The organism is Coriobacterium glomerans PW2 (genome assembly GCF_000195315.1).
Lineage (GTDB): Bacteria > Actinomycetota > Coriobacteriia > Coriobacteriales > Coriobacteriaceae > Coriobacterium > Coriobacterium glomerans.
This window is the reverse complement of record NC_015389.1, coordinates 1-21,348: the sequence shown is the minus strand read 5'-3', so window position 1 is coordinate 21,348 and position 21,348 is coordinate 1. Positions and strand designations below refer to the sequence as shown.

At 62.9% G+C, this 21,348-nt stretch carries 18 protein-coding genes; 2 read left to right on the top strand and 16 right to left on the bottom strand.

What is annotated here, in order from left to right; genetic code table 11:
- Positions 1 to 49: 49 nt before the first annotated feature.
- Positions 50 to 1,999 carry a hypothetical protein gene (locus tag CORGL_RS00105; RefSeq protein WP_013707891.1) on the bottom strand — a complete coding sequence of 650 codons (1,950 nt, stop codon included), beginning with the start codon at positions 1,997 to 1,999 and terminating at the stop codon, positions 50 to 52.
- A 251-nt stretch (positions 2,000 to 2,250) separates the two neighbouring features.
- On the opposite strand from CORGL_RS00105, the gene CORGL_RS00095 reads away from it, so the two are divergent.
- Positions 2,251 to 2,937, top strand: coding sequence for a hypothetical protein (locus tag CORGL_RS00095; protein WP_013707890.1), 687 nt, complete (start codon positions 2,251 to 2,253; stop codon positions 2,935 to 2,937).
- Here CORGL_RS00095 and CORGL_RS00090 read toward each other — a convergent pair.
- The 8 genes from CORGL_RS00090 to CORGL_RS00045 form a co-directional block, all read right to left on the bottom strand.
- Positions 2,925 to 3,251, bottom strand: a complete 327-nt coding sequence (locus CORGL_RS00090; protein WP_013707889.1) for a DUF4176 domain-containing protein — start codon at positions 3,249 to 3,251, stop codon at positions 2,925 to 2,927. The two genes, CORGL_RS00095 and CORGL_RS00090, sit on opposite strands and share 13 nt — an antisense overlap.
- A 19-nt stretch (positions 3,252 to 3,270) precedes the next feature.
- Complete coding sequence (locus tag CORGL_RS00085) at positions 3,271 to 3,708, bottom strand: hypothetical protein (protein WP_013707888.1); 438 nt, start codon at positions 3,706 to 3,708, stop codon at positions 3,271 to 3,273.
- A gap of 45 nt (positions 3,709 to 3,753) precedes the next feature.
- On the bottom strand, positions 3,754 to 4,653 hold the full coding sequence (locus CORGL_RS09250) for a hypothetical protein (RefSeq protein WP_013707887.1): 900 nt from the start codon (positions 4,651 to 4,653) through the stop codon (positions 3,754 to 3,756).
- Positions 4,650 to 5,948 carry a hypothetical protein gene (locus tag CORGL_RS00075; protein WP_172633495.1) on the bottom strand — a complete coding sequence of 433 codons (1,299 nt, stop codon included), beginning with the start codon at positions 5,946 to 5,948 and terminating at the stop codon, positions 4,650 to 4,652. Before CORGL_RS00075 ends, CORGL_RS09250 begins: the two co-directional genes overlap by 4 nt.
- Positions 5,929 to 6,240, bottom strand: coding sequence for a hypothetical protein (locus CORGL_RS00070; RefSeq protein ID WP_013707885.1), 312 nt, complete (start codon positions 6,238 to 6,240; stop codon positions 5,929 to 5,931). Before CORGL_RS00070 ends, CORGL_RS00075 begins: the two co-directional genes overlap by 20 nt.
- Positions 6,237 to 6,605, bottom strand: coding sequence for a DUF4176 domain-containing protein (locus CORGL_RS00065; RefSeq protein ID WP_245526910.1), 369 nt, complete (start codon positions 6,603 to 6,605; stop codon positions 6,237 to 6,239). The genes CORGL_RS00070 and CORGL_RS00065 overlap by 4 nt, the downstream gene beginning before the upstream one ends.
- Positions 6,602 to 8,665, bottom strand: a complete 2,064-nt coding sequence (locus tag CORGL_RS09245; protein ID WP_049777625.1) for an FtsK/SpoIIIE domain-containing protein — start codon at positions 8,663 to 8,665, stop codon at positions 6,602 to 6,604. Before CORGL_RS09245 ends, CORGL_RS00065 begins: the two co-directional genes overlap by 4 nt.
- 148 nt (positions 8,666 to 8,813) lie before the next feature.
- Complete coding sequence (locus CORGL_RS00045; protein WP_013707883.1) at positions 8,814 to 9,548, bottom strand: HAD family hydrolase; 735 nt, start codon at positions 9,546 to 9,548, stop codon at positions 8,814 to 8,816.
- Positions 9,549 to 9,753: 205 nt separating this feature from the next.
- Between CORGL_RS00045 and CORGL_RS00040 the strand changes: the two genes are divergently transcribed.
- Positions 9,754 to 10,263 (top strand): bifunctional nuclease family protein, encoded by a 510-nt coding sequence (locus CORGL_RS00040; RefSeq protein ID WP_013707882.1) that lies wholly within the window; start codon positions 9,754 to 9,756, stop codon positions 10,261 to 10,263.
- A gap of 111 nt (positions 10,264 to 10,374) precedes the next feature.
- Here CORGL_RS00040 and gyrA read toward each other — a convergent pair whose 3' ends face one another.
- The 7 genes from gyrA to CORGL_RS00005 all read right to left on the bottom strand — a co-directional run bounded on the left by gyrA (position 10,375) and on the right by CORGL_RS00005 (position 21,190).
- Entirely contained in the window at positions 10,375 to 13,089 is a 2,715-nt protein-coding gene (gene gyrA, locus CORGL_RS00035) for a DNA gyrase subunit A (RefSeq protein WP_172633566.1), read from the bottom strand.
- 74 nt (positions 13,090 to 13,163) lie between these two features.
- Positions 13,164 to 15,188: a DNA topoisomerase (ATP-hydrolyzing) subunit B gene (gyrB, locus tag CORGL_RS00030; protein WP_013707880.1), complete on the bottom strand. Its 2,025-nt coding sequence runs from the start codon at positions 15,186 to 15,188 to the stop codon at positions 13,164 to 13,166.
- A gap of 112 nt (positions 15,189 to 15,300) precedes the next feature.
- Positions 15,301 to 15,858: a hypothetical protein gene (locus tag CORGL_RS00025; protein ID WP_013707879.1), complete on the bottom strand. Its 558-nt coding sequence runs from the start codon at positions 15,856 to 15,858 to the stop codon at positions 15,301 to 15,303.
- Positions 15,827 to 16,954 (bottom strand): DNA replication/repair protein RecF, encoded by a 1,128-nt coding sequence (gene recF, locus CORGL_RS00020; RefSeq protein ID WP_013707878.1) that lies wholly within the window; start codon positions 16,952 to 16,954, stop codon positions 15,827 to 15,829. Before recF ends, CORGL_RS00025 begins: the two co-directional genes overlap by 32 nt.
- A complete protein-coding gene (dnaN, locus tag CORGL_RS00015; protein ID WP_013707877.1) occupies positions 16,954 to 18,057 on the bottom strand; it encodes a DNA polymerase III subunit beta in 1,104 nt (367 codons plus the stop codon). Before dnaN ends, recF begins: the two co-directional genes overlap by 1 nt.
- Before the next feature lie 264 nt (positions 18,058 to 18,321).
- A complete protein-coding gene (locus tag CORGL_RS00010) occupies positions 18,322 to 20,097 on the bottom strand; it encodes a DnaA ATPase domain-containing protein (protein WP_013707876.1) in 1,776 nt (591 codons plus the stop codon).
- A gap of 22 nt (positions 20,098 to 20,119) precedes the next feature.
- Entirely contained in the window at positions 20,120 to 21,190 is a 1,071-nt protein-coding gene (locus tag CORGL_RS00005) for an ATP-binding protein (protein ID WP_013707875.1), read from the bottom strand.
- Positions 21,191 to 21,348: the final 158 nt, after the last annotated feature.

Genomic DNA, 21,348 nt, shown 5'->3' with positions numbered 1-21,348 from the left:
GCAGCGGGCCCGGAATCCAACGGCAGACCGGTGACGAATGCTCCCGATGTCACCGCAGGGTCCCGGGGCGGGGGGTCCGACCCGGCCTCACAGCCCGACCTCCAGCAGGAGCGGGCGGCGGTAGGGCGACAGGCCGGCCGCCGCCGCGCAGGGCGCCGCGAGACGGGCGCGCGCCTCGGCGGCCCAGGGCGTGGTGCCGCCGCGCTCGGCCACGAAGCGCCAGCCGCGCAGGGCCTCCTCGCGAAGGGCCCCCGCGTCCGCGTCCGGCGCGGCCCGCTCGCAGAAGCCGCCGGAGAGCTCGTCGAGCAGCAGCGCCTCGGCGCGGCGCAGGGAGACCTCCCGAGACGGGCCGAGGCCCCCGGCCGACAGCTCCGAGCGCACCCAGGCCAGGCGCGCCGCGGGGGTGCCGGCGCGCTCGGCGCGCGCGGCGCGGGCGAGGCTCTCGAGCGTCAGGGTCGCGCCGCGCCGCCACCCCCCGCGGCGCGCGGCGGGCTCCCAGCAGCGCCCGGGTCGACTCGATCGCCATGCGCAGGGAGCGCGCGTCGCCGAGGGCCTCGGCCGGGGCGATCTCCGAGGCCGCGCACGCCAGCCGCAGCCTCGTCGCGCACAGGGCCGCGCGCAGGTCCCGGATGTCGGCGAGCTCACGCTCCGCCTCGGCGCGCCCGCCCTCCCAGGCGAGCGCGAGCGCCCTGAGGCCCTGGATCCCCGGCGATTGGAATCTCCGCCAGTCGGCGGCGGTGAGCCCGGCGGTCGCCTCGAGCAGCGCGGCCGGATCGCAGGAGCGCGTCATCGCCGCCTGGACGCGGCGCAACGAGATGGACAGGCAGACGAGGTTGAGCGCCATCGAGAGGAAGATGACGGACCAGATCCAGAACGAGAGATCGATCACGGCGCTCGGCGGAACGAGGGGGATGACCAGGACGGTGGCCGCCAGGACGCAGAACTCCGCGAGAGAAGCCGCCGTCGCGCGGGCCGTGAAGGCGTCGAACGCGCGCCCGAGGGAGGAGGCGCCCGTCGCGCGGAAGCCGATCCTGCCGGCGAGGCGGGCCAGGGAGGCCGAGAGGCTCTCCGGTCCCACGCCGAGGGCGAGCGAGGTGGCGGCGACGGGATCGGCGCGCGGCGCGGCGAGCGCCGGCGAGATCGGCACTCGGACGGGGTAGTCGCCGTCGCCCGCGAAGCAGCGCCGCTGCCCGGCGAGCGCCGATCGGGCCTGCCCGGCGAGGCCGGAGAGGCCCCCTGCCCCCTCGGCGATCGCGCGCAGCGCCCGCGCGGCGCCCTCGGCGTCGCCGGCGCGCTCCGATGCGGCGGCCAGACCCCTGAGCGCGAGCAGCCGTCCCAGCGCGGTGCGGTCGGTGTCCGCGGCGCGGCGGTAGAGCGCCGCCAGCCGAGCCCAGTCGCCGGCGGCGACCAGCTCTCGGAGCCGCGAGCGACCCCGCAGGACCGATCCGACGCAGGCCCGCGCGGGCGCCGGCTCGCGCGGGCCTGGCGCGGCGGCCGCCAGCGCCGACCAGAGCCGCTCGGCGCGCGGCGCGTCCAGCGCGACCGAGGCGGCGTGGTAGCCCAGCGCGGCGGCGGTCGCCCTGGTCTGGCGCAGCAGCGAGCGGGCCGCGGCCCGCTCGAGCAGATCGAGCTCGGAGGCGGCCTCGGCGGCGCGCCCGGTGAGCGCCAGGGCCAGCGCGCGGCGGTGCGCCACGTGCAGCCAGGGCAGCGCGCAGCAGCACAGGGCCGCGCGCGGCCGACCGGCGGTCTCGGCCAGCAGCCTGTCGGGGTCCAGATCGCGATCGAGCATCGCGCAGGCGGCCATCGCCGCGCGGGCGGCCGGGCCCATGACGAGGATGAGGCCGATCATCTGCATGAGGACGGCCAGCTCGATCGCGAAGGCGAGCCGCTCGATCGCGAATCCGGCCGGAGACGCCGCCGCCAGGATGAGCGAGACGAGCGCGAAGGCCCTCAGCGCCCACTCGAGCGCCAGGATCGCGCGGAACCTTCGTGTGATCATGAATCTCTCCTTCAGTCGAAACGCCCGGGGCCCTCGCCTCGCGAGGCCCCGTCCCCGCCGGGAGCCGTGATGTCCGGAACCAAGACCAGCGGGCAGACCGAGCCGCCGGGTCCGGCGGCGGGCCCGCTCCGCCCAAGTATACGCGACGGCGCGCGCTCCCGGATCGGAGCATCCGCGGGCGCGCGATCGAAGCCGACCCCCATGGTACAATCTTGCGAGGATGACCGAGACGACTCCAGGGGGTCCATGCCATGAGGCTTCCCGTCACGCTCGACTTCAGCTACGAGCTGCGCGACTGGCGCCGCTACACGAACATGAGGGAGGGCAGATTCTGCCAGCCCGCGACCCTCTTGGTAGTCGTCGGGATGCCCGTTTGCATGATCGGCGTGTGGCTGCCCTACGCGAGGGATCCCCACGTCTTCTCGTCCCCCTTCGATGTGCTGGCGATAACTGCGGCGATGGTCGCCGTCTCAGTGCCCTCCGGCGTGTTCGGCGTGCTACCCGGCCCCGGTGGGACGAGGAAGACCGCCCTGCCCTTCTTCATCCGCCACGGGTGGGAGCCGGGCTCCTCGCCGCTCGCCTTCAGGCAGATCGTCGAGATCGACGAGGAGGGGGTCAGGCTGAGGTGCGGTCCCGCGGGCTGCCGGACTCAGGACATGAAGACGATCAGCCTGCCGTGGTCGATGTGGTGCCCCGCCAGGATCTGGCGGGGCTCGATCGCCATGCTCGCCTGGCGCGAGCAGGCCGGCAGGATCGACAACATCATGAGCAAAGCGATGGTGTTCCACGGAAACGAGGCGAGGCTCTACGAGGAGGTGTACATCCCGGCCCGCGCGCTGACCGGGATCTCCGCCCGAGAGCTGAGGCGGGAGATGAACCGTCTCGTCCGCGCGCGCAGGCGTCCTCGGACGTCGCGCTGGCGAGTTCAGCTCGACTGATCGATCTTTCCCCCACGCTCGGATTTCAGTCTCTCGAGCTCCGGCTCGGCCTCGGAGAGGCACTCGAGGAGCGGGTCTCGCTCGGGTCCGAGGTAGCCGATGTAGAGAGTCCGCGCGATGTCGCTGCGGTTGAACGCGATGATCGAGTCGGGGCCCGCCCATCCCCCCGGATAGCGAAGCGACACGTAGTCCCAGGCGGTGCGCAGCGTCTCCTCCCTCTGCATGTATCCGATGATGATCAAACGGCTGTCATCCTGTGCCAGCTGCACGACGGAGCCGATGGGCAGCCACGACGTATCGATGTCTCTCCTCATTCGCTTCTCCTTGTCCGAATCACTTGCCATATCCGGGTATCCACTTGCGATCGATGTCCCTGTCCTGCTTTCGGGATGCGGCATCCCTCTCCTGAGACAGCTCGCCTTTGCGCTTCTCGAGTCCCGAGAGTTCCTTTTCGAGACTCGAAACGATCCGGGCGGCGGCGGCGACGGCCTCGGCGATGTGATCACGCACTGTGAAGGCCATGCAGCCGGGCACCGTGAGCACCCTCTGCTCCCCTATGACCTGTGCGAGCATCGAGCCCACGTTCGCCGCATGGGAATACAGGTCATCACATTTTGGGTAAAGATCTTGGCAAGACCTGAGAACCGATTTCGCTTTGTTGAGCTCCATTTGCTTTCCGAGTATCTGCGCGTCGAGACCTGCGATCTGCCACCACAGATCATCCATGCGCGCCCTGTCCCGGCGCAGTTCCTGATCTATATCGAATTCCATCTCAAGCTCCCTTCGGTGGGTCGCAGAAGTCCAGGATGCCGTCCATCAGATCGCACCCGTCGCCGAGAAAGTCGTAGCCCTGGTACTGGCACGCTCTGGCCAGCTCGCTATCCTCGAACCAGTTGGCCGGGTAGCCGGGAGAGGCGAGCAGCCCTGGAAGAGGCAGAAGCCCTTCTGGGGGATGACCGAGGACACCTTCACCCGGAAGAAACCGGCGCGCGGGAAGGGCAGGGCGAAGCCGAGGTTCCACTCGTAGGAGCACGAGGGATCGACCTGGGAGTAGGCGTAAAGGTGGATCAGAATGCGGGCGCCGACCCGTTTCAGATCGAGCAGGGCGGCCGGGTCGACGCCGTGGCGGGCCGCGCAGAGGCGGACGTCCTCCTCGTCGCCTTTGAACAGCGCCCTGTGGGCCTCGTTCTCCTCGCTGCTCCCCCACGGCCGAATCGCGTGCTGCGACCACCACGAGGGCTGGAAGTGGCCGTCGAGGCCGAGCGCCCGCTCGAAGGAGGCCGCCCGGGCGGCGGGGTCCGTCGCGAGCGGCGCGAGACGGAAGCGACGGCCCCGGCGTATCAGGGCGGTCGCGCGGACGCGGCGGGCGTCCACGCAGATCGCGGTGGACGCCCGCCTGGTCGGGCGCTCCTTTTGAACGATGGACTCGTCGATGACGAACGCGCCGGGCGGGCGGAGCGGCTCCAGGGCGGCGGCGAGCTCGGGGCACGGGACGCCGGATGCGTCCACGAGTCCGGACGGCGCGAGACGCTCGATGGCGTTCCGGTGCCACCCCTCTATGCGCCAGCCATCCCTGTCGACGTCGACGCCCACCGCGGATGCGCATCCCATCTCGGGACCGCCCAGAAGGACGAAGATGTCCTCGGGGCTGAACGCGGTCGCAGCCAGGGCCTCCGCGGCCGTCGCGCGACGGTTCCTGCGCGAAAAGGCTCTCATGCGGTTGCCGCCCTCTCATCGATCGATGGCATGAAGCCGCTCCTCGTGCCGAATCCTCCCGATCGGACGGAGCCTCTCGACCCCCTGAGGTTCTTTTGGCCTCGTTCTGGTCTCAGATGATTATAGTCATTGTTCTTCTGCTCTTTGTTCTCCTCGAAGTCAACGAAGTCGTTCCAAGCGGCGGATCCAACTACTCCTAGTGCTATGACAACAGGTGCACCAGATGGAAAGACTGCACAAAAGATCGTCGTGGCAAAGCCGATCCCAGCGTCTCCGAGAAGTCTAAATGTCCCCCACTTTCCTGCAGTTGCCGCCCCGTCGATATCGCCCCGCGCAACTCTGCCGCCTACTTCGACAGCAGTAGAACCGGCATCAAGGATGAACGCTACCCTTCCGCCTATCTTGAAGACCGTGGAGAACGATTTGAGAGCGGAGCCGTCTTTAGTTAGTTCATCAACTCTCTTGGCCGTATTTCCCGCAGCCCCTATCTCCACCTTCCCCATCGACTTGAGCAGATCAGCAAATTCCTTTAAATCCTCGGCATATTTGCTTGGTTTGAAATCGTCTAACAAGCTATCTGCAATGGTTTGTGCAAATTTTTGGTCCCCCGCCTTTTTGGAATCATTGAGAGAAATAACGAGTTTTCCGATGTAATCCAAGGTGATCTGCCCTTTGTCAACATTAAACGTGATGCCGTTTTTCTTCAGGACATCGGGAAAGCCGGATGCGAGTTTTGATTCGAGGGAGGAGATTTCACTTTTAAGTTGAGTCAGATACGATGACATGAGGCCGATCTGCGTCTCTTGGACACTAATTTCACTGCTTGCACGATTCAGAGCCGAAGTAACCCTGTTACCGTACGGCATCCCAAACGTCCCGATCCTTTTTATAGCTGCGTTTAGACTGTCATAGGAACTATTAACATCGGTGAAGCAGGATTCGCGAACTGCAGATTCATCAAAAATGATTCGATTTCCCAGTTCGGTTTCGCAGTTCATATCGCTCAGTATAGAGTCCCTGAGTCTGATTACATTTCCCTGCAGCGTTTCCGCTGCCTCGTCGCACAACTTCGCATAGTCTATAAGACCTATTGCAATTCCCCTTATTGTTTTATCCTCAGTATCTCTGATTTCTTTCTGCGTCTTCACCCACTCCCCTGAACCTGATGACGTTATGCATTCATCACACTTGCCTCCTGCGATATTTCCGCTTTTTGCGTTTTTTGCTGCTTCTGTAACCTTTTCAGACACTTCTTTTAGTGTGTCTGTATTGATATCAAGCACCGTCTCCACCACCTATCGCCGAAGCGGACTTGTTATCCGCCTCGATCAGGGCATCTATTGACGCCTGAAGTTGATTGTGGTTGACATCAGACACATTGAGAGCTTCCGAGGTCGCCTCGATGAGAGATTCAAGCGTGGTGATTGCCGCCTTCATTGAATCGCCTTGAGGGTTTGAACCCCTCAGCACATCGTTTGCGGCGGTCAATATATCTATCGCGTTCTTGAGTTCATCTGATTGCTCCTGCAGATGACTGAGTGCCTGTTGGCCGTCATCTGGGGATATCTTGATCTCTCCGGAACTCATAGGGTCGCCTCGTTCCTCTTGTGTTCATATTTTTCCATATTGCTTTGCAGAAAGCGTTGAAATGACAATCCGTCCTGATCTGCGAATCCCAGTTGAACTACGGTACGAATGGTCTCCGTATCAAAGAAATAATCCTGTTTGGGATCGACGCGTCCTTCGGGATAAGGGTAGCCCATGTAGTCCCAGTATCTTCCCGTCGTCGTATCCTGCACCATCGTTCCCGCGATCATGATTGGCCTCGTCGCGGCCTCGAGCATGACCACAGACCCTATCGGCAGCCAGTTGACCTCTCTCACGTGCTGCTCCTCCCTCTTTTTTCCGGTGGCATCATTCTCGTTTGTCATTGTTTCACCCTTCTTTCTCACTCATTCCCATCTGTCTCATTCGGTGAGATCAGTCGTACGGGATCGCAGACGCCAAACCGCGTCGCGAACCCTTCGTCGGACCGTATGGCGCGCCGCCATTCGGGTCTCATCTGCGCCGGACGCAACATGCTTTGATCACAGAATCCATTTCCGACCCAGATACCGCTACCATAGGCGGACAGCACCTTGAACCATCGATCGTAGAGCGACCTGACGCGCCACGCCTCGCTGACAGCCATGACAGCCGTAGCGCCGGAGAAGCGCTCGGTCTCGATGTAGCTCTGCAGGCCCTTGGCGATCTCTGCTGGAAGAGCATCCATAACGCGGACGGCGGAGATCAAGACCAATAACGCAGGTGTCGACTCTGCGCTGATCACATCCTGAACGCCGGCAAGCATCTCCTCGGGACTCTGCGCGATTCTGCTATCGGAGATTTCGCCAAGAGCGCGCTCCGGATCCAAGGCGAGAAAACTCGCCGATGAGTCTTTGACCAGAAGACCGAGGGCAGCGCGCACATAATTGGAAAGACTGGTCGCATCGTCCCCGAGAGCGAGCAGACATGGGGCCCGATCCAAGGGGATCCACAGAGGTGCCACTGTTTCTTTTGAAAAGCCGACGGGAAGCGCAGCGCCAGCGGGCTTGCCCAGCAGAACCTCCTCTGAGCCCACCCTCGCGGGCAGCACCGGGATTGGCGTCGCGCGCACGGGATCGCCGGCCGAGATATCATCGGCCAGACCGTGAAGCTCCTCGACGACCGAGCCATCCTCAGACGCCACGTTGGCGGCCTGGAACTCGCACAGATCTTTTCCGTGCTTGACGATCCCGCGCCCCGGGGAGCGCGCGGGCGTGACCGAGGGCTTGTGACCGAACAGCGTGGCATAATCGCTCTCGTCATTCATGGCGAGGGCGATCACCTCAGGGAAGCTCGAACGCAACCGCATGCGCGCGGCGGTCGCGGAGGCGGCGGTGATGATCATGTGCACGCCCAGCCGGGAGCCGTCGCGCGCCAAGGCACCCAGACGGTCTTCATGCATGGGGAACAGCTCGTAGAAGGCGGCGATGCCCGAGATGGCGAGAAAGATGCGGGGCATGGCGGAGAGCTCGTCCTGCTCTCCTGCGGACAAGAGCTCGCGGCGAGATGCGATGCTGGTCTCGAGGAGCCTGAAGAGATTCTCCATGTGCTCCGCATCGTCTCCCCGCGCGACGCCGCCGCATTGCGGCAGCGCGAGGAGCGCGGAGAGCGCTCCCCCTTCGAGATCGATCGCGTATATCTCCAAGCGGGACGCATCCAAGCGCTTCGCCATCGAGACCAGCGCCGTGACGGCCAGCTCGGATGTTCCCGTCCCCGGGGCTCCGTAGATCGCGAGGTTGCCGGTCTCGCACCAGTCGATCAGATGGGCCTCTCTGGTCTGACGCTCGGGAATGTCGACCTCGCCGAGGATGGAGATGTAGCTCGAGGCGCCTTGCGCTTCGGCGACGAGCCCACGCATGCCGCTCTGCTCCAGCTCAGCGAGGCCGATATGGGCCGGCAGGGGAGCCAGCCACAGCGGGCGGGCCTCGGCGCGCGCATCGGGCAGGCCGCTCGCGGCCTCGCGGACGCCCTCGAGCACGGCGTTGATCTCCTCGACGCCGTCGGCGGCGCGCGTCTCCCGGCGCTTTTTCACCGAGGCCGTCACGTCGAGCCGCTCGTCGACGGCGTCGACGGCGTCATCGACTCTGGGGGGCCAGACGTCGACCGGCGCATAGGGCGCGCCGGCGTAGGCGGCCTGTCCCGCCAGGAAGTGCTCGTTGTAGCCGACGAGCATGTAGAAGCGGCCCGGTCCCGGGATGTCGGCGGCATCCGGGCGGCCGATCATCTCCTTGGAGTCGGCCGCGTCGGCGACCTTGAGACAGACCTTGAGGCGCATGTTGGAGCGTATCTGATCGGATACGACGCCGGAGGGCTTCTGGGTCGCCAGCACCAGATGCACTCCCAGGCTGCGGCCGATCCTGGCGGCGCTCATGAGCTCCTCCATGAACTCGGGCTGCTGGTCTTTGAGCTCGGCGAACTCATCGGCCACGATGAGCAGATGCGGCAGCGGCTCGGCGAGCTCGCCGCCCGCCCTTGTAGTCTATGAGGACGAAGGCCACCTGGTAGCTCATGAGCGCGTCTGCTGCGGATACGGAACATGGCCACACATGATGTTGCCCAAACGTATCCACCACCGTCTATATCAGACGTTTGATGATATCGAGAGCGCCTCCCATGTCATCGACGAGCCAGTCCGCGTGAGTCTGATCCACTCGCATCCGCGTCTCTCGGTAGCCGATAACACGCAAACCAGCTGCCTTGGCGGCTGCTATTCCCGGTGTCGAATCCTCGATGGCGACGGTGCGATCAGGTTGGGCATCGAGACGTGCCAGCGCCTTGCAGTAGATCTCCGGATGCGGCTTGCTCTCCCGAACGTCCTCGCCGCTCTCGATCACATCAACGTCATCTAAGATGCCGCAGTCTTCGAGCACCCGCTCTATGAGGATGCGCTCCGAGGATGAAGCGACCGCCAGATGGATCCCGTGCTCGTGGGCGAAATCGATCAGCGGGACCACATCCACTCGGAACAGCTCTGGGTAGTCGCGGCTCTCGTGTGAGGCGCGATCGACACGATCGAAGCGGTGGCGCAGCTCGGCTAAAGGGAGCACCTCGCCTGTCAGGTGCCAGAGCTCCTGATAGAGAGCATCAAAGGAAGTTCCTACCAGTGAGGTGCAATCGATATCGGCTGAGCGACCCAATTCCGTGTTGACGCGCCGTACGAAGGCGACCTGGGTGCGATAATCGAGATACTCGGTATCGACGAGCACGCCATCCATATCGAAGATGATCGCATCGAGGGGTGAGCGGGCGTCGGGCGGAATCGCGGATAGATCTGCGCCCTCGCATGAGCTGAACGCTCCGGTCTCACTCATCGCGCACTCCTCCATGTAGGGATGTCCGGCTGTAGCCTTCACGAGAGAGATTGTATCAAACGGTTGAGGTCAGATGTGTGATTCCGGCGCACACATGGCTTTTTGGGTACTATTACTACCCAGTTTGATTGCTCGCGGCGCGCTCAAGGAAAAGATGCGCTCGCCGCAGGCCTCAATATTTCTGCAGTAGTCGGGAGGTGCTGCCGTGGTTCGCGTCGATATCGAGACCATCGTTATGGCGACCGGATCCGTTCCATCCCTTGTCGTGTTGCGCGAGCGTGCGAGCGAAGCGGATGGCGGTTCCACCGCTCCTCTTCGGGTTCTCTCCATTCAAACCGGCCCCTTCGAAGCGGCGGCGATCAGCCGTGGCATCGAAGGCGTGCGGGGTCCGCGTCCGATCACCCACGATCTGTTCATCAGCACCCTCGCCGCACTCGGCGCCAGACTCGAGCGCGTTGAGATCAACCGGGTCGAGGCGCCGATCTTCTACTCGAGGCTCATCATCGCGCGCAACCGAAGCGAGGAGATCGCGCTCGATGCGCGGCCGAGCGATGCTCTGGCGCTCGCGGTGCGCTCGAACGCCCCCATCTACGTAGAAGATGATGTCATGAACCGGGCGTCGAGCGCTCAGAGACGCACCGATGAGGAATCACGGGATGAGGAGCTCGATCGCTTCGATCGCTTCGCTCACACGGTCACCCCCGATGACTTCTGAGAGCGCCCCTGATCGATCTCGCGCGTAGATGATCACATAACCCGCAGCGCTTATCATGAGAAGCGACCCCGCAGAAGATCCATGCGGGGTCGCTTTTCAAGCTCGCAGGGGCTAGTCCTCGTCGAGCAGCTCCTCGGGCACATCGTCCGTCCCGCCGATGTCTACGCATTCGACCTCATCTGCAGATGAGCCGGATGGTATCTCCAGCGCCTCCTGCCCCTCGGCAGCCATCGACGGCTTGGGTCGCCTTTTCGCCGCGGTCATGCGCGCGACGGCGATGACGAGATCGCCGTCGGCGACGTTCATCATCTTCACGCCCTGGGTTGCGCGGCCGGTCTGGGATATCTCACCGGTCTTGACGCGGATGACCGTCGCGCCCTTCGTGATGATGAACAGCTCATGCTGCGGACCGACCGTCTTCATAGCGGCGAGCATTCCTTTTCGCTGCGTCATCTGGATGGTGTAGACACCCTGTCCGCCTCGGTGCTGAGTGGGATAGTCGCGAACCGGCGTGCGCTTGCCGTAACCGTTCTCGGTGATCACGAACAGGTCACCTTGACCGTTGGTGATCTCCATGCCGAGCACGCGGGCGCTGCCGCGCAGATCGATGCCGCGCACGCCCGAGGTGTCCCGACCGGTCGCGCGCACCTGCTCCTGTTCGAACATGATGGCCTTGCCCTCGGTCGTCGCCATGATGATCTTGTCTTGCGGGCGAACGCGCCGGACATCGAGCAGAGCGTCGTCTGTTTTTAGGTTGATCGCGATGATACCGTCTCGGCGACTGCGGTCGTAGGCGCTCATGACCGTCTTTTTCACCATCCCGGAGCGGGTGGCGAACATGAGGAACTCATCATCGGGGAAATCGCGCGTGCTGATGACCGATGCGATCTTCTCACCCTCTTCGAACGGCAGCAGGTTCACGATGGCGGCTCCGCGCGCCTGTCGGGACCCGACGGGCAGCTCATGCACCTTCAGGCGGTAGACCTTGCCTCGCGTTGAGAAGAACAGGACGAACTCGTGAGTCGAGGCGATGAACATCTCGGCTATGACATCATCCTCTTTGAGATTGACACCGGATACTCCCTTGCCGCCGCGCTTCTGTGAGCGATAGGTGGCCACGGGGATGCGCTTCACGTAGCCTGTGTGCGTTATGGTGACGACCATGTCCTCGTCGGCGATGAGGTCCTCGACATCGAGCTCCTTCTCAGCCTCCCGGATCTCGGTGCGGCGCGGGTCACCGAACTTGCGCGCGATCTCGCGCATCTCCTCCTTGATGACGGCCAGCACCTTCTCCTTGTGGGCGAGCAGGTCCTCGTAGTACTCGATCGCCTGCCTCAGAGCATCGAGTTCGGCGGCGATCTTGCCTCGCTCGAGCCCGGTGAGTCGGCGCAGCTTCATCTCAAGAATGGCTGCGGTCTGGCGATCGGTGAACCCGAATCGCTCCGTCAGGCGCGCCGAGGCCTCGGCATCGGTCTCGGAGGACCGGATGATCGAGATGACCTCATCGATGTGATCGAGCGCTATGAGGTAACCCTCGAGGATGTGGGCGCGGGCACGCGCCTTCTTGAGATCGAAGCGCGTGCGCCGGTTCACCACATCGACCTGATGGGCGATGTAGTGCGACAGCATGTCGCGCAGGGACAGCGACTGGGGGGCGCCCTCCACCAGAGCGAGGTTGTTGATGCCGAAGGTGCTCTGAAGCGAGGTGAACTTGTACAGGTTGTTGAGCACCACCTGCGGGATAACGCCTTTTTTCAACTCGATGACGAGGCGGAGCCCCTTTCCCGTCGACTCATCGCGCATGTCGGAGATGCCCTCGAGGCGCTTCTCATTGACGAGCTGGGCGATCTTCTCCTGCAGCGAGCCCTTGTTCACCTGATAGGGGATCTCGGTGAACACAAGCCGGTTGCGCCCGGTCTTCGTCGACTCGATATGAGCCTTCGCTCGCACCGTGATCGAGCCGCGTCCGGTCTCATAGGCCTTGTGGATCCCCTCGGTGCCCATGATGACCGCACCTGTGGGAAAATCGGGACCGGGAATGATCTGCATGAGTTCGTCGGTCGTGATCTCCGGGTCGTCGATGAGCGCGCAGGCGGCCTCGACGGCCTCGAGGAGGTTGTGCGGCGGGATATTCGTAGCCATGCCGACGGCGATGCCGGATGATCCGTTGACCAGCAGATTCGGGAAGCGCGCAGGCAGCACCTGCGGCTCGGAGAGCGACTCGTCGTAGTTGGGCTGCCAGTCGACAGTGTCCTTCTGCAGATCGCGCAGCAGCTCCATGGCGGGGCGCGCCAGACGGCTCTCCGTGTAGCGCATGGCCGCCGCGCCGTCGCCGTCGATATTGCCGAAGTTGCCATGACCGTCGATGAGCGGCGTGCGCATGGAGAACCACTGCGCGAGACGCACCATCGTGTCGTAGACGGCGGTGTCACCGTGCGGATGGTACTTGCCGATGACCTCTCCGACCGTCCAAGCGCTCTTCTTGTGCGGACGGTTGGGATAGATGCCCGATTCGTTCATCGCATATAAGATCCTGCGATGCACCGGCTTCAAGCCGTCGCGGACGTCGGGCAGGGCGCGGGCGGTGATGACGCTCATCGAGTACTCGATGAACGACTGCCTCATCTCGGTGCCGAACTCGGAGATCTGCAGGGCCCCTCCGTTCACGTCCTCACCGCCGGCCTGGCCGCGACCGGCCGCGCCGAAGCTCTCCTCGAGGATCTCCTCGTCGGAATCATTGCCCTGATCCGGGTCGTAGACGTCCGGCTCGGCATCCGTGTCGTCTCCGTCGGCTCGATCGAGCAGACGACGCAGGTCCTCGGGCATGCCCTCGGATTCGACGTCGCCGTCTGTATCATGTATGTTCGTATCGTCAGACACGCATGTCCTCCCTGTTCTCGTTAAGCGTCCAGGAAGCGCGCGTCATGGGCGTGCTTCTCGATGTAATCGCGCCGCGGTGCGACGTCGGGGCCCATGAGCTCGCGTACGGCGCGCTCCGCCAAGGAAGCGTCCTCGATCGTCACGCGCTGCAGGATGCGCGTCTTGGGGTCCATCGTCGTAGACGCGAGCTGGGCGGGATCCATCTCGCCGAGGCCCTTGTAGCGTTGGACGGCATAGCCGCGGTGCTTCTTTTTGGGCCGATCCGCCTCGAGCTCATCTGCATCCTCGTCGGGATCGAGACCGAGCGAGGTGATCGTGCGCCGCAGGATCTCCTCCTCCGGAGTGCGGCCGTCGGGGTAGACGTAGTGGATCTTCTTGCCGACCTTGACACCGAAGATCGGCGGACAGGCGACGTAGACGAAGCCCTCATCGATGAGCGGCCTCATGTACTTGTAGAAAAACGTCAGCAGCAGCGTCCTGATATGGGCGCCGTCGACATCGGCATCGGTCATGATGATGATCTTGTGGTAGCGCGCCTTCGATACATCGAAGCCCTCCCCGTCACCTTGCACCTGCGTGACGCCGGATCCGATGGCGGTGATGAGCGACTGGATGGTCTCGCTTGAGAAGGCTCGGTGGTCGCCGACGCGCTCGACATTCAAGATCTTGCCGCGCAGCGGCAGGATCGCCTGGATGTCGCGACGCCGCCCGTCCTTGGCGGAGCCGCCTGCCGAGTCGCCCTCGACGATGAACAGCTCGGTCATCTCCGCGTCGCGCACCGAGCAGTCAGCGAGCTTGCCGGGAAGAGCGGCTGTTTCCAGAAGACTCTTCCTGCGCGTCGCTTCGCGCGCCTTGCGCGCGGCGTTGCGCGCGCGGGAGGCCTGCTGTGCCTTCCTGACGATCTCGCGTCCGGCGCGAGGATGCTCCTCGAGGTAATCGCTCAGACCATCCGAGAGCACCTTGAGAACGAGTCCGCGCATGAACGAGCTACCGAGTTTGGCCTTCGTCTGTCCTTCGAACTGAGGATCGGCGAGCTTGACGGAGATGACCGCCGCCAGTCCCTCGCGGACATCGTCGCCAGTGAGGTTCGCGTCCTTTTCCTTGATCATGTTCTGCCGGCGCGCGTAGTCGTTGATGACGCGCGTGAGCGCGGTGCGGAAGCCCTCCAGGTGCATGCCTCCCTCGGGCGTGAAGATGTCGTTCGCGTAGCACATGACGTTCTCGGTGTACGACGAGCTCCATTGCAGCGCGACCTCGACCTCACCGGTCCTCTCGACCGGGGCGTCCTCCTCTGAGGCCCCCGACACGTAGATCGGCTTCTTGAGACCCTCGGGGATGTCCTTGCCATGGTTCAGATATTTCACGAAGTCGACGATACCGCCCGCGTAGACGAACTCCTCGGTTCGGGGCGCGAGCTCGCGCTCGTCGGTGATCGTGATCCGGAGGTTGCGGTTCAGAAACGCGGTCTCCTGCAGGCGGTTGCGCAAGGTGTCGTAATCGAAGATCGTCGTCTCGAAGATCTCGTCGTCGGGCCAGAAGGTAATTGTCGTACCCGTGGACCTCGAGGATCCGACGATGTGCATCTTCTCAACGGTCTTGCCGCGTGAGAACACCATCTCGTAGATGTTGCCATCTCTTTTGACCTGCACGCGAACGCGGTGGGACAATGCGTTCACCACTGAGATGCCCACACCGTGCAGGCCACCGGAGACCTTGTAGGCCTTGTTGTCGAACTTGCCGCCGGCGTGCAGAATCGTCATGACGACCTCGAGGGTCGGAATGCGCTTGACGGGGTGCTTGTCCACCGGTATGCCGCGGCCGTTGTCGATGACCGTGACCGAGTTGTCCGCGTGAATGGTCACGCCGATCCTTGTGCAGTATCCCGCCATCGCCTCATCGACGGAGTTGTCCACCACCTCGTAGACGAGATGGTGCAGACCGCTCGCGCTCGTGGAGCCGATATACATGCCCGGGCGCTTGCGAACGGCCTCCAGACCCTCGAGGATCTTGATCTCTCCGCCGTTGTAATCGTTTTTCTTCGCCACACAAGCTCCTTCTCAGAGAAAAGGTGTCCAACCTTCCATATACTACCGGAAACAGCTGTGTGTGAGGACCACAAATACAATGCTCTACAAGGCCACCAGAAGCTCTATACGTCTATTTAGAGGACTCGATACCCTTTTTCCACTCAAAACTTGCGATCATAGCCTTCTTCAGGGCCTCCTTCAGTTTCTCATCTTCGATGGACGAGACATCGGATTCGATCTGCTCGAGCTGCTCTGCGCAAAGTGGAGCAGACGGGGGTCTGACGGGCTGGCGCGCGACGACACCGAGACTGCGGGGGCGCGCGGGCCGAGCATATCCGCTGCGAGACGTCTTGAACACGAACCCGTCCAGAGGGGCGCCCGCACGAGCCATCCGACCGCGGACGATCTCGCGCAGCATCGTGAACTCCTGCGTCCAGCATGCCTCGTCCAGATAGACCAGAAGCTCGTTGCTCTCGGGAAGATAGCGCAGGCCCGTCACGTGGCGCCCCTCTCGGGTCCCGCCGCACACGCTGTTCCAGGCTGCGTAGATGGACCGGTCACGCTCGGCGCGGCGCATCTGCTCGCGCCGCTGCGGCGAGCTTGCCCGCAAGATCCGCTCGCGCTCGCGCTCGATGAGCGCGCGCAGATCAGCCGGCTCAGATCCCCTCCCCTCGCTTTTCCCGCTCATTGCCGATCGTCACCACCTTGGCGCGTCGAAGCATCGACGAGGAGAAGTATCCGAGGTTCGTCGTTGAGATGACCGTCTGGATCCCCTCCTCGACAAATTCCATGACGGCGGAGCGTCGCGGTTCATCGAGTTCGCTCATCACGTCATCCAGAAGCAGCAAGGGCGGAGCGCCGAGAATCTCGCATGCGACATCGACCTCGGCGATCTTCCATGACAAGACGAGTGTGCGCTGCTGGCCCTGCGAGGCGAAGGAGCGCGCGTCGCGACCCGCGACAGTGAAGGCGATCTCGTCGCGGTGGGGTCCCATCAGCGAGACGCAGCGACGGATTTCGTCGGGACGCGCCGCAGCGAGCGCGCCGCGGTATCTCCGCTCGAGCGTCGCGCGATCGGCTCTTTCGGTGAGCAGATCCTCCGTGGGGCATATGCTGGCCCGGTAGCCCACGTCCATCTGCTCACCCGGAGCGATGCTCGCATGGATGCGCCGCATCGCCGCGCGCAGGCGGGCGAGCAGCGAGATGCGATGCGCGATCAGGGCGCATCCGGTTTCGATCAGGGCGTCGTCCCAGGCGTCCAACAGCCCATCTGAGAGCGCAACGTCTCTCAGCAGCGCGTTCCGCTGCTCGACGATCCTTCCATAGGAGCCGACCAGCTGCGCGTATCGCGCGCTCAGCTGCGTTCCGAAGTCATCGAGGGCACCGCGGCGAACACCGGCGGATCTCTTCACCATGTCAAGATGATCGGGACAGAACAGGACCGATGGCATGACACCGCGAATGGATGACGCGCGGCAGGGCTTCCCGTTGCGGGAGAACGCGCGTTTTCCCGCCGTCGCGACAAGTCCCAGATCGATATCGCGACCACCTCCCGACAGATTCAGATCGAGCACAGCGCGCTCGGCACCATCGCGGATGAGCTCGGATGGCGACGCCTTCCGAAACGACTGACCGAACGTCAGCAGCTGAAGCGCCTCGATGAGATTTGTCTTGCCCACGGCGTTTCTACCCGAGAGCACCGTCGTGCCCGGATCGAGATCGAGGCTGAATCGCTCGAAGCTGCGATAGTCCCGCAAGCGCAGCGAGCGGGCGAGCACACCCATCAGATGCGGACCGGCATGACCAGATAGAGGTAGTTGATCTTGCCGTATGACTTGAAGACGCCGGCCTGAGTGTAGTTCTTGAGCTCGAGTGAGATCTCCTGCTCTTTGGCCAGTACGTTCAAGCAGCCGAAGATGTAGTGGTAGTTGAACGCGATGACACCGGACTCCCCTTCCGCCTCGACGTCGATGATCTCCTGTGCGAGGTCCTGATCACTTGAGATGGCAGACAGCGCAAGCGATCCCCGTTCGACGTCGATCGCGAATTTCACCGCAGGGTTCGTGCTCGCTATGGCGGAGACGCGCTTGAGCGCTGCGGTTATGGCCTCGACATCGATTTTGACGCTCGTGGTGCACGAGTCGGGAATGAGCTGGTTGTAGTTTGGATAGACCCCCTCTATGCGCCGCGAGACGTACGTGGTGTCACCCGCTTCGAAAACAACTTGGGTATCGGTTGCTCCGACCAGGATGGTCTGCTGCTCGGACATGATCGTGAGGGCATCATTGAACGCATCGGCTGGAACGTTCAGCTCGAAGCTTCCCTCGAGCGAGGAGGTCTCGACCTGCGTGTCGCATACGGCGAGGCGAAATGAATCCGTGGCCACGAGACGGATCGTGTTGTTCTCGACGGTCATGTGGACGCCGCCCAGGATCGGGCGGGCCTTGTCGGTCGAGGTGACGCGCCACACGCGCGCGACCATATCGGTGAGCGTGCGCGAGGGCAGCTCGACGGCGCTCTCCAGCGCATAGGTCGGAAACTCCGGAAAGTCGGCGGCGTCGAGCGTGTTCAGGCGAAATGTGCTCTTCTCGCAGGTGATGTTCACTTGGCGCTCGACGAGCTGGAAGCGGACCGGAGCGTCGGGCAGCGTCTTCGTGATGTTTGACAGCGTCTTGCACGGCACGACGAGCGAGCCGTCCTTCTCGACGTGGGCGGCGATGCGATGCCGAATCGATATCGTGTAGTTCGACGTCTGGAATTCGAGCACGCCATCCCCGGCTGTGATCAAAACGCCGGAGAGAATGGGCAGGGTCGAGGCGGAAGCGACGCCCTTTGAGACGATGGCGAGCGCCTCTGATAGCGCGTTCTGGCTGACAGTGAACTCCATGTTGCCCCTTTCATTGTTTATATTCTATATAGATATATCTTCATCATAGTAATAAGGCGGTTGAAACTGTTGATTATCGCCGATCCCCCCGCCAAGACCCGTCAAACATATCATTGACTCATGTTGAAAACAGCGATGGTTTCCCACAGCGCCCGCTTGCGCCCTCGCTTCTCCACAGATAAGGTGACTTTCCAACATCTTTTCCCCGCAGATCCAACACGTTATCATCCGTCTCATTCAGACTCGGCACCGTCCATCGGACCCTCACGACTTCAAGACGATCTTGTTGCGGAGCTGCTGAAGCTCCTCGCACAGGGCGCGATCGCCCTTCATCTTCTTCTCGATCACCTTCATGCTGTTGAGCACCGTCGAGTGGTCGCGCCCACCGAACTGAGCGCCCACGGCCGGTGTCGTGGTGTCGCACATGTCATTGGACAGATAGACCGCCACATGCCGCGCGAACGCAATGTTGGCGGTGCGCCTCGGGCCGATCATCTCCTCATGGGTCACATGGTAGAACTCCTCGACGACCGATTGGACCGTGTCGATATGGATCTTCTTGCGCGCCGTATCGAAGTATTCGTCGGCGATCGCCTCTATGTCCTCTCCGGTCAGCTCCTCTCCGACCTGCTCCTTCTCGTAGGAGTCGCAGGCGCAGCGCTCGCAGAAGCTCTCGAGCTCGCGGATGTTCGTTCCCGAGATCTCGGCCATATGCCTCAGCTGCGCATCGGAGAGGTGGCCGCCGCCGGTGTATATGGAACTCAGCAGGGAGACGTCGGTGGTCTCGCGGGTCAGCGGAGCGGCATCTGAAGCCAGCACGTTGTTCTCGTAGTAGCGCTTGAGGATCGCGTATTTCATCTCGAACCCCGGCTCGGACACCAGGCAGAGCATCCCGCCGTTGAAGCGGCTCGTCAGCCTCTCATCCATGCCGAGCTTCTTCGGCGCGCGATCCGAGGCGATGACGACCTTCTTGTTATCGCGGATGAATTCGTCCATGAGGCGGAAGAAGTAGTCGATGCTCGCCGTCTTGCCGATGATGTTTTGTATGTCATCGATGATCAAGATGTCCGCGGCATGATAATCACGCAGGATGGCGTGGCCATCGGTCTTCTGAATCGCGACCTCATTGATGAAATCGTCTATATAGGCTTGGGAGTTCGCGTATTTGACCCGCATATAGGGCTTCGTCTCGGCGAGATAGTTCTCGATCGCGAGAAGAAGATGGGTCTTTCCGAGGCCGGAGTTGCCGTAGATGAACAAGGAGGTATAGGATCCCGGCTCCTCGGCGAATGCGGCGAATCGCAGCGAAGATTGGTACGCCTGCTTGTTCTCCTCGCCGTACACGAAGTTCTCGAATGTGAACTTCGAGTTCACGGGTACGGAGGGAAAGTCACCGCCGTCTGCGCCCTCTCGACCCGATGCGCCCTCCGCCATCGTCTTCGGTTTGGGCTGCCGGCTCTCCTGTCCGGCGATGCTGTTCATCATCTTTCTGAAGGCATCTTGGGACAGGGTGTTTTTTATTGTGACGCCCTTGGTTTCCGCGGCATCTCGCTGCTGGGTGCCGAGCACCGCCGCAGCGGCACCCGAGGGCGTCTCGCGCGCTCTCGGATCTCCGTCGGCGGCTGCGTTTTCACGCTCGGCTGTCGGGCCGTGCGCATCTGCAGCGAGCGCTGCCGCGGACGTCTCCCCCGAGGTCGCCTCGAGGCTCCGGCCTCCATCGCCCGCGGCGCCCGCCGGCACCGCGGATGCCGCAGCGGGTGCGGCGCTGCGACCGTCCGCGTCGCCGCTTGACGATCGCGGAATGCCGATATGCAGCGTCAGCGGACAAAAAGCGATCTCCTCGAGATAGCGCTCGATGATCTTGCGCTGCTTCATGAGATAGGAGTACGCGAAGCGCGACGGTGCTTCGATTGTGAGCTTGTCGCCGGTGAGGGAATCGGCTCTCGACTGCCGGAGCATGCTGATGAGACGCGCGTCTCGCTCATCTCGCTCGCAGAACGAGATCGTATCTTCCAATATGATGTCCGCTTCGTTGTCCATACCGCTTCCCGTCACGCGTCTATCAGAGTGCGGAATCGCGGCGCGCACCTATCCAAGCCGCACCCGATTCCGTGAGAATATATTTCTGCCCGCGCTTTACCACGAGTCCGCATTGATTCAGTGTAGCAAGCTCTCTGGACCACGTGGGACCGGAATACCCGAATTCCGCGACAAGCTCCGTCGGACCCGCTTGCCCGTGTCTCAGCAGAAATGAGAGCGCCTGATGCTCTCTTCTGCTGACAAATGGTTCGCTGCGCGCGCCCCATGTCTCACCTGTCGGCCACGCGACGCGCTCGCCCACGTGATCTCGATGCGCCCTCCCGGTCGCCTCGGAGATCCCCGGGACGGCTTCGCGCGCGCTTTGCGCTTCATATGGCCTCGCCGCCGCCTCGCGCCGACCTCGCGCGCCTCCACCGCGAACGGCGGCGCCCCTCTCTCTGGCCGCGTCGATCTCGCGAGCTCGATCGACGTCGACGCTGATGGTCACGACCGTCCCCGCGCTCATGTTGTCCTCGATGGATACGACCCCGCCGCTCGTCTCGAGGTATTGCTGGACCATGGGGAATCCCGCCCCGGTGCCCCGAATATAGCGCTTCATGTTCTGATCTGCCGAGGTCACACCGAAGTCGAATGCGCGTTCCTTGTCTCCGATGCCGGGTCCCTGGTCGGCGAAGCGAATGGTGTTGCCGTCGTCCAAGATGGAGATGATGGGTTCGACGAAGTTGGCATGGATGAAGTTCTCGACGATCTCACGGATCACCATGAGCGAGATGCGCCCGCCTTGCTCTCTCATGCAGCGGTAGACGGTGTTCGTGATCTCCTCTAGGTAGGTTCTGATCTCGTTCGGGGCGATGACGATGACACGCGGCGTCGACAGCATGTCATCGTAGATCGCTATCCGCGTGGCGTATGACGCCGACATCCCCGCCTGCCGGCGCTTGAGAGCGCTTTCGGGCGCCAGCGCCTCAGCGGCGTGCGGAGCACCCTCGGGCGCTGACGCAGCCTCTGTCTTCGGCTGGCGCGCCGTCGTGATATGCGCGTTGTCCGGTGGTGGATCGCCGGAATCTACGAACGGATAAAAGTCTTCAGACATGGACTGCTCAATCTCGTCGGGTTGCTATGAAGATCATATCCCACCTCGGACCCGTTCAGACTTGTCCACAGGATTTCAAAACATGTTGAAAACTTCCGAATGAATCTGAATAGTTATCAACAACAGAGGATAACCGGTGAAAAGAAGATGAAATTATA